Consider the following 8,885-nt stretch of genomic DNA (forward strand, 5'->3'; position numbering starts at 1 on the left):
CAAGTGCCAGCCAAAGGCCGCCTTTCAACCAAAGACCATGCGGTCTTCGGTGTTATCCGGTATTAGCTCCGGTTTCCCGGAGTTATCCCGGTCTTGCGGGCAGGTTGCCCACGTGTTACTCACCCGTCCGCCGCTGACCGAATCAGAGCAAGCTCCGATTTGGTCCGCTCGACTTGCATGTATTAGGCACGCCGCCAGCGTTCGTCCTGAGCCAGGATCAAACTCTCCAAAGAAAGTTGATTGGCTTTTCGCATTGTCCAGCTTCGGCGCCTAGCTCTCTTCTGCCAAATAACCTTCCCCCTTGGGGTGCAAGCACCTCTGCGAGTGAAGAACATTTGGCTTCGAGATCGCCAGGATGGCGATATTTCGCCGTTGCCCGCAGGACGCGGGCTGCCTTTAGGCGAAATTACGGCACCTCAGCTTTTCTTTCGCGCTTCGTTTCGTTCAGTTTTCAAGGAACAAGCTTTCGACTGTTTTGTCTATCTCAAACAGCTCTTTTATGTTAGCATAACATCTTTTTCGATGTCAACTGCTTTTTTTGCTTCGCATCGCTGTCAAACAACCTCTTCGATCAGCGACGTTTTCTAATATACCACCTTAACTCCAAAAATGCAATACCTTTTTAAAAAAATTTTAGGACGCGCTGATCCATCCCCGTTCCCTCTTCTCCATCCCACAGGAAAGCGTTCTTTTCCTAAAAAAGGGGAATGAACACCGGCGCGAGTGCATACATTTCTTCTATGGCATCGCTATATAGATGCGATTGGACGCTTTCACATCGACGGCTTTTGCAAAGCGCTTGGATCGACTGCCTGGCGGCCGAACAACGCCGCCCCCACCGTTCTGCACATAGGGTTCTGCCTGCCTCCGCGCCTTGGCGCGGGGGAAAAGGAGGCCGTATGCCTCGGGCAGTCGAGATTCCGTCAAGGATATTGGGAAGCTTTTCCGCTGCATCTATATTGTCAATGCGATCCTTTCGACAAGGAGGTTGGGATCTGTTGGATTAAATTTATAAAAAATTGGTTGGATTCGCTTATCAGAGCGAGGGAAAATACCAACTAATGCAAAATACTATAACCCTAGAGTGGCATTTGATGGTGTTCATTGGTATATTTCCGTTGGATTTGAAGTCAATTCTCAAACAACAGCCTTAACACAAAATTCATTGGGTATTGATGTTGGTGTTAAACATTTAGCCGTATGCTCAAATGGGAAAATATATCCCAATATCAATCAAACGAAACGAGTCAAAAAGTTAGAAAAACGTTTGCGGCGGTTGCAACGCAAATGTTCAAGAAAGTACGAAATGAATAAAATCCAAGAAAAAGGAGGGAAGTTCCGTTACGTCAAAACACGCAACATTACGAAACTCGAAAAACAAATCCAGAAGTTGCGAGTTCGCATAACAAATATCCGTGAAGACTATGAACACAAAGTATCAAACGAGTTGGTGAGAACCAAGCCGGCTCGCATTGTCATGGAAGACTTAAATATAAAAGGGATGATGAAAAATCGCCATTTATCAAAAGCCATTCAAGACCAGCGATTGTATGCGTTTAAGCAAAAAATCAAATACAAATGTGAAATGTATGGCATTGAATTTATAGAAGCAGATCCATGGTATCCTTCCTCAAAAACATGTAGTGCATGTGGGCATGTTAAGAAAACATTAACATTGTCGGAACGGATATTTGTATGCGATGCTTGCGGTATAAGTATAGATCGAGATTTAAACGCAAGCATAAACCTTTCTAAATATACCGCATAGTTTCTGTACCGTGAGTTACACGGGAAGTAAAGCCTTCGGAGCGTCATATCAAACGAAAGTAGCTTCGGCGAAATCGGACGCGATGAACAAGGAAGCAAACAGAAATTCTTGTAAGTTTTTTGCAGAGTTTCGTAAGTTTTGCGTAACGGCATCTTCACTTTGATTCGCGTGTTATCACCAATCAACTTTGACGTTTCTGGTTCGTTTTCGCTTCCGACCAGCGAACAACGAATCTTAGATGCCCTTGTTTCCTCGCCTAAGTTGTATACGTATGCAAATAAACACCAGCTTCGATTTGAAATCGCCTTGCGCGACCGCATTGTTCGGGCGGCGGGCGAGTTGGCGAAAAGCCGGGCGCGGTTTGCCATTTTCCGTTTTTCGCGCTGCAACAGCGATTTTTGGACGCGGGACGAGCGCGGCGGCTTTCGTCTTCGCCCAGATGTCACCGCTTCCGAAGCGATCAAGGACATTTTTGTCCATAGCGAGCGATACGCGTTTGAATGCGCGACTGCGATCGTCATCGTGTTTTACAAGGCCGTGCTTGACGTAATCGATCCAGCGGCATTCAACCGGCTGTTTGCGGATTTGCTGCTGTATGACTGGCATACCGACCGGGATCTTGGCATTCAAACAAAAAAAGATGAACACTTTCTCCCCGGAGATTGCCTCTATTTTAAAAACCCGGAATTCGATCCATTGACGCCGCAATGGCAAGGGGAAAATGCCATTTACTTAGGCGACGGCTTGTTTTACGGGCATGGCATCGGCATTCAAACAAAGGAAGGCATCATCGCCGCGCTCAATCGAAGACGAAAGCGGGGGGCGACGAAATCCGCTTACCTACTTCCCAATATCACGCAAGTCGATTTCGCTTATCTGTCCCAATTCGCCCGCGGCTTCGATGAATTCCGCCTGCCGATCCGCCGCCCGCCCTTTATCGTCGGAACGCTAGGGTCCGCTACGTTCTTGCACCGTTAGCGGACCTTTTTCGTTTTTCTCCCACAAATACAGGGCGATTCCTGTTAAAATAAAAATACCGCCGATCCATTGAAACGGACGGATCGGTTCGCCAAACAGCCAATAGGCCAAGGCGGAAGCGCCGATCGGTTCAAATAAAATCGCCATCGACACCGTCGAGGCGCTGACCCATTTGACCGCCCAGTTCATCACCGAATGGCCGAGCAGCGTTGGAATGACGGCGAGAGCGAGAAAACAAAGCCAATCCGTCAGCTGATACGCCGTCAGCGAAAGGCGAAACAGCATCGCGTACAGCCACAACACCGCCGCGCTGATGCCATAGACGATATAGGTATACGTCATCAATGACAACCGTTGGCGCACCTCTTGGCCGAACAGCCAATACGCCGTGACAAACGCGCATGCCAACAACGCCAATCCATCGCCGTACAGCGCTTCACCGCTGACGCGGAAGTCTCCCCAGCTGATGAGAACGCTGCCGATAATGGCCAACACCGCGCTCCCGACCGCGCCGACGGTCAACCGTTCGCGGAAAAACAACGCGCCGCCTGCGAAGGCAAACAGCGGCTGCAGCGTCACAAGCACGACCGAACTGGCGACGGATGTATAGTCGAGCGATTCAAACCAAAGGATAAAATGAAAGGCAAGCAAAACCCCAGAACAAAGCGAAAACAGCCAATCGCGCCGAGAGATGCCTCGGAGTTCGCTTCGATGCCGGAGGAACAACGGCGTCATGATGGCGACGGCCAAAAAGAGCCGATAAAAGGCGATCACCGCGGACGGCGCCTGCGACCATTTGACGAAAATGGCCGATGTTGACACGGCAAGCGCGCCGATGAATAGAGCGGCATAAGCCTTTATGGTGCTTGGCGGCTTCATTCGTTTTCCTCTCCTTGTCTCGTCAAGCGCAGCCCCTGGCCGCCGTTTTCACGCCGGGCGAAAACAGGCGTCATCGGGCGTTTTCTTTCATTATACCATGAACGAGGTGAGAAACGATGATGTTTGATCCGTTCCTCAAACTAGGGATTTCCGCCATTCTCGGGCTGATCATTGGGCTGGAACGGGAATTGAAGCGAAAACCGGTCGGTTTGAAAACGTGTCTTGTGATTTCCATTTCCAGCTGCTTGCTTACAATCGTTTCGATCGAATCAGCGTACGTCTTTCCGCTTAAAGACCATATTACAATGGATCCGCTTCGACTGGCGGCGCAAATTGTGTCCGGGGTCGGTTTTTTAGGAGCAGGCGTCATTTTGCGCCGCGGCAACGACAGCATCACCGGGCTGACGACCGCCGCGATCATTTGGGGGGCGGCAGGGATTGGAGTAGCGGTCGGCGCAGGCTTCTATTGGGAATCGGCGTTCGGCGTCGCGCTTCTCATTGTCAGTGTGGAACTCATTCCGTTTTTGATCAATTTTTTCGGACCGAAGCAGCTGCGCGAAAAAGAGGTGCTGTTGCAAATCACCGTGGCGGACGCCAAAAACATTACAAAGGTCATCGACCATTTAAAACAACAGGACATCAACATTAAAACGATGCGCATTAAAGATGTTGAAGAGAATGAACATTTGCTGAAACTAAGAGCCGTCATTGACCAAAAGCGCTCGACCGCCGAACTTTACTACGTCATCCGCTCCATTGACGATGTCGTGCACGTTGATATTGAAAGCGGGTGATCAAAAAAGGATTGCAATTGTCCGCATCCCTATATATAATGGGACATGGACAGATCATCCATATCCTTTTTTGGGGCATTAGCTCAGTTGGGAGAGCGTCGTGCTGGCAGCGCGAAGGTCACCGGTTCGAGCCCGGTATGCTCCATTCACAACACCCTTGCGCGGCAAGGGTGTTTTTCTTTCCGGATTGGATGCATATGGTTCGTTATGGAAGCGGTTGTTGACGAATGGTTGACGACATTTCTTTTTTACAAACGATGAGTCAAGCAATAGACTTGCTTTTCAAGGTTAGAGGAAATTCAAGAAAACCAGCAGCGCATTATCGATTTGCTGTCCGCCCGCTCCATTCAGCACGAAGCTGAACTGAAACGGATAAAGTAGGCCGCCGCTGCTCGTTCAGCTCAGCTGAAGCGTTCATGCCATCCCCCACGGAGATGCTCCGTTCGGATGGTCTTTCTATTTTTTCAACGCTTGTGAGGTGATGGGGATTGCGGCGGTGTATAGCCGCCCGGATCGTTTTTGTATTTTTTCAACCGCTCCTCGAGCTCTCGGCGCGCCTGCTCGATGTCAAAGTCGTCGTCTTCCGGCTGGCTGTAATCCATCTTCAGCCAATCCGGCACGATCTCGGTACGGATCGGTTTCCGCATCGTTCTGCCGCCATCGGATGAAGGCGGGGCGGATCGCTGCTTCATCCGCTGTTCCCGAAACGCCAACCGCGCGGCGCGCACTTCGTCCACGGTGCGATACCCTTTTTCCGTCCAGTCGCGCAAAATCGTTTCCACGTACACCCACCGTTTTGCGCCGTTTTCCACCGCGATTTTCAATGCTTCCAACACCAATTCCTCGGACGCATCGTCCACCCACGCATTGATCTTTTCCCGCAAATAATCGCCGATCACGCCAAACCCGTTTTCCTCACAGAAGCGAACGATCTCCTTGTATGTGCGCACGCGCGCGTCTTCTTCGTCTTCTCTTTTGATCTCTGATGTAATCTCTGTTGTCGTCTCTGGTATTGGTCTCGTCAAATTGAGCACCTCGACCGCCCAGTTTGACCAGCTGGACGGTTCATTTTGCGCAAATGGACTGACTGTTTCGCCCATCGTCTGCTCATTTTGGCCGGTCGAAACGCCATCGTAAACGGCCGAAATCTGATCTTGTTGAATCGTCGAAACGCTGCTTTGCATCATCGATCCCCCATCTTCAATGGGCAAAACCCTATTTTGAACCGTCGAAATGCCATCTTGAGCCGCCAACATCCCCCCTTGAACCATGGAAGCGCCGCCTTGAACGGCCGAGACGCAATCTTGCACAATCGAATCCCCATCGTGCGTCGTCAAACCCTCATCGTGAACGAACGAAGCCCCGTCTTGAGTGAACGAAACCGCACCTTGAACGATCGAAACACCATTGCGCGCGGTCATCACGCCATCATCTGCCGCCTGCCCATGTTGTCCGCCCGACATCTCTTTCGTTATTTCGGCCAGTTTGTCATAGTCGATCCGATACCATTTCGTTTTATCGATCTTGGAACGGTTGAAATTCGCCGCGACGATGATCCCCATTTTTTCCAGTTTGAGAATGATCCGGCGAATCGTGCTTTCCGACCAGAACGGGAATTGTTGCTGCCAGTCTGCATACGTGTTGTACACCCACTTATAGCCGTCATGGACGTTTTCACTTTTCTCGAGCCAATAATGCAGCTGCTGAACAACGATGCTTTCGTTCAACCCGATCGCCAAAGCGAGTTGCGGCAAAATGACCAACGGTTGATCCTTCAGAAGCAGTTTCGCCATCAAATCTCCTCCCCTTGCAACATTCATTTCCCTTTCATTCATGATGGAATTCTTTCATGATCGTTCTATTTTTTTGATAAACTTTATGGTGTACGACATCAAATGGCCTAAGAACGCGAAAAACGCCATTTTCACCCCGTTTTGTGTGAAAAAAGGGCAAAAAGCGGCGGGGAAACGTTGATTACACATGCAAAAGGAAATATTGTCACAGTTGTCGTCGTAAAAACGGAAGCCGAATTCGCAGCGCGGCTTGATGAAACGATGTGTACAGCGAAAAACGGTTGTCGAACGGGGGGATCCTCTTGAAACGAATCGTCATTTTCTGTTTTTGTTTGTTGGTGATGTTCCCGATTTCCGCTTTTGCCCACCCTGGCGAGCTTGATGAGTTGGGCGGGCACTTCCGCGGCAGCGACTGCGTGTATTTGCTCCATGAGCCGACTGCGCTGGCGAAGCAGGCGAAAACGAAACAAGAGCTTGTCCAGCTTATTCAAACATACAACGGCAATGAACGATGCAAGCGGCATCTCACCCCAGAGCGAATCGACCTGGACGGCCATACGCTGGAGAAGAAAGAAGATCGTTCTACGTTGCGCCTTGGCCGCACCTACCCGGCTGAATTGGTCGAGTGCATCGACGGCGATACGGCGAAATTCCGCGTCAACAGCCATGTATACACGACGAGGTTTTTGTTCATTGATACGCCGGAGAGCACGATCCAAGTCGAACCGTATGGGAAAGAAGCAAGCCGGTTTACATGTTCCCGCTTGCATCAAGGGAACATTTTGCTTGAGACCGACGGAGACGCGCTGTTTGACAAATACCAGCGGCTGCTCGCCTGGGTGTGGGTCGGCAAGCGCCTGCTGCAAGAAGACCTCGCCAAAGCCGGACTTGTCGAAGACTTTTATGACTATGGCGATTACAAATACGAATCGCGCGTCCGCAAGGCGTACGAGGAGGCGAAACGAACCGGAGCGGGCATGTACGAAAAGCGCTCCAAGGCGAAACAACCGAACAGCGAACCGAAAACCGCCGGGAGCGGTCAACCTCCTGCCCGCGAACAAGGAGGGCCGACGGAAAAAAACGCCGGCCACCCGGCCCTTTATACGCTGCTTGGCCTAGCGGCGGCCGCCGCGCTCTATTGGCTCATCCGCCAGTTGAAATGATCAACGGCCGGTGATGGGACGAATATCTGAATTTGCAACAATGTTTTTCAAATTGAAAAAAACCTTGCAGCGCTGCAGTTTCATCCCTATGAAGCTTTCTCACGAACGGATCTGTCGCCACCCTTCCGGCGAAAAGAAAAAGCCTGTCCCCATCGGGCAGGCTTTTTCTTCAACGTTTTCATCTTGTGTGTTTTCTCTCTCCCTCATTGCCTCGGCAATAGCTCTTCAATGCCATCTGGACCGTTTTCCATCGGCGCCGAATCGAACCGGCGAAACCCGTATTTCTCAAGGCGCATGATTTGTTCGTCGGTCAAATCGGTGTACGCGATGACAGACGGCGTGCCGGACGATTTTTGACACTCCACACGCCTAAAGGCGTGGGATTCTTGGGTCGTTCGCGTCCTCATCCATTTCTGGTTCGGACAACGCCCAAGTTCAGGGGTGTGCCATCACCCCGTCCCATCGGGTTAAGATGTACCCCAATGGGCGGCGCACCTGTGACCAGTGCGCTAGGTTAGGCGGCGAAGCCCGAAATCGCTTTGGCGATGTTAATGGCGCCATTCAAGTCGGCATGGAGGGTGTATCCGCACTTTTGGCATCGGAAGCGGATGCCGTTTCGGTTCGCTTTCTCTCGATGCCCGCATCGGCATGTTTGGCTCGTGTAGGTCGGCTTCACCCACTCCACCCGAATGCCCGCCATTTCCGCTTTATAGGCAATCATCGTTTGCAGTTGATGAAACGCCCAAGAGTGAAGGCTTCGTCCTGCTTCTTTGGCCGATGTTGCCCGTTTCCGAATCCCTGTCAAATCTTCCATCCGAATCACGCCAACACCGTTGGCGAGGGCAAAACGAACGATTTGGCGGCTGATTTTATGGTTCMTATCCTTCATCCAGCGGGACTCTTTACGGCCGATTTTGCGAATCATATGAAGCTTCTTGGCTTTGCCCAACTTTCGACGCAAAGCCGCGTATCGTCGGCGAATGAAAGCGCATTGGTTGCCCTTGAAAAACAACGATTTCGTTCCCACGCTGGCAACGGCAATATAGCGAAGTCCTAGGTCAACGCCCATTGCCTTCGTTTCTTCCCGTTGTTGGACTTCAACTGTGATCGCAACAGCCAAGYACCATTTCTTTCTCTTTTTGTAGAGCTTGGCTGCCCCTTGTTTGACGGTTCCATCGAGCAGCCGATTCAGCCATGCTTCTTGATAGGGACGCGTGACCACCGGCACGCCAATTCGCTTCTCCAGTGTGGGGAATGAAACGGTGTAGAACTCTCCTTTCTTTTCAACCTTTACGTTTTGATTGTTAAAGCAACACCATAATGTTCGAAACTTCTTTGTTTTCTGGTTTTGCTTTTGGGACTTCATGTCTCGAATCGTTTGATTCACGACGGCGGAAGGAAACCGCTGCGACGAAACCTCTTTAAACATTTTACTTGTCGATTGATTCAGTTTGGGATGATCCAACAGCCAAGTCGCACAAGCTGTATTCACTTCTGTCTGTATCTTCTA

The 8,885-nt window shown here is 50.6% G+C and carries 7 protein-coding genes, 1 tRNA gene, 1 rRNA gene and 1 pseudogene; 5 read left to right on the plus strand and 5 right to left on the minus strand.

All coding sequences use genetic code 11. The features are described from left to right. A 16S ribosomal RNA gene (locus B1A75_RS18565) occupies positions 1-233 on the minus strand; the annotation flags it as partial. Between the two features lie 794 nt (positions 234-1,027). Between B1A75_RS18565 and B1A75_RS18570 the strand changes: the two genes are divergently transcribed. Continuing rightward, complete coding sequence (locus B1A75_RS18570; RefSeq protein WP_368483961.1) at positions 1,028-1,768, plus strand: RNA-guided endonuclease InsQ/TnpB family protein; 741 nt, start codon at positions 1,028-1,030, stop codon at positions 1,766-1,768. Positions 1,769-1,927: 159 nt separating this feature from the next. Then, complete coding sequence (locus tag B1A75_RS18575) at positions 1,928-2,746, plus strand: protein-glutamine gamma-glutamyltransferase (protein ID WP_074044802.1); 819 nt, start codon at positions 1,928-1,930, stop codon at positions 2,744-2,746. On the opposite strand, the gene B1A75_RS18580 is transcribed toward B1A75_RS18575, so the two are convergent. Beyond that, positions 2,717-3,625 (minus strand): DMT family transporter, encoded by a 909-nt coding sequence (locus tag B1A75_RS18580; protein ID WP_074044801.1) that lies wholly within the window; start codon positions 3,623-3,625, stop codon positions 2,717-2,719. The two genes, B1A75_RS18575 and B1A75_RS18580, sit on opposite strands and share 30 nt — an antisense overlap. A 116-nt stretch (positions 3,626-3,741) precedes the next feature. Here B1A75_RS18580 and B1A75_RS18585 point away from each other — a divergent pair, with 116 nt between their 5' ends. Beyond that, positions 3,742-4,419 (plus strand): MgtC/SapB family protein, encoded by a 678-nt coding sequence (locus tag B1A75_RS18585; RefSeq protein WP_011232387.1) that lies wholly within the window; start codon positions 3,742-3,744, stop codon positions 4,417-4,419. A gap of 72 nt (positions 4,420-4,491) precedes the next feature. Beyond that, positions 4,492-4,564, plus strand: a tRNA-Ala gene (locus B1A75_RS18590). Between the two features lie 319 nt (positions 4,565-4,883). Here B1A75_RS18590 and B1A75_RS18595 read toward each other — a convergent pair. Then, positions 4,884-6,212: a DnaD domain protein gene (locus B1A75_RS18595; protein WP_074044800.1), complete on the minus strand. Its 1,329-nt coding sequence runs from the start codon at positions 6,210-6,212 to the stop codon at positions 4,884-4,886. A 302-nt stretch (positions 6,213-6,514) separates the two neighbouring features. On the opposite strand from B1A75_RS18595, the gene B1A75_RS18600 reads away from it, so the two are divergent. Beyond that, positions 6,515-7,375 (plus strand): thermonuclease family protein, encoded by an 861-nt coding sequence (locus B1A75_RS18600; RefSeq protein ID WP_074044799.1) that lies wholly within the window; start codon positions 6,515-6,517, stop codon positions 7,373-7,375. A 203-nt stretch (positions 7,376-7,578) separates the two neighbouring features. On the opposite strand, the gene B1A75_RS20080 is transcribed toward B1A75_RS18600, so the two are convergent. Together B1A75_RS20080 and B1A75_RS18610 are read right to left on the minus strand one after the other, a co-directional pair. Further along, a complete protein-coding gene (locus B1A75_RS20080) occupies positions 7,579-7,740 on the minus strand; it encodes a hypothetical protein (protein ID WP_176202449.1) in 162 nt (53 codons plus the stop codon). 149 nt (positions 7,741-7,889) lie between these two features. Continuing rightward, positions 7,890-8,873 (minus strand): annotated as a pseudogene (locus B1A75_RS18610) (RNA-guided endonuclease TnpB family protein); the annotation flags it as partial. Between the last annotated feature and the right edge of the window lie 12 nt (positions 8,874-8,885).

The sequence above is a fragment of the Geobacillus sp. LEMMY01 genome (assembly GCF_002042905.1).
Classification (GTDB): domain Bacteria; phylum Bacillota; class Bacilli; order Bacillales; family Anoxybacillaceae; genus Geobacillus; species Geobacillus proteiniphilus.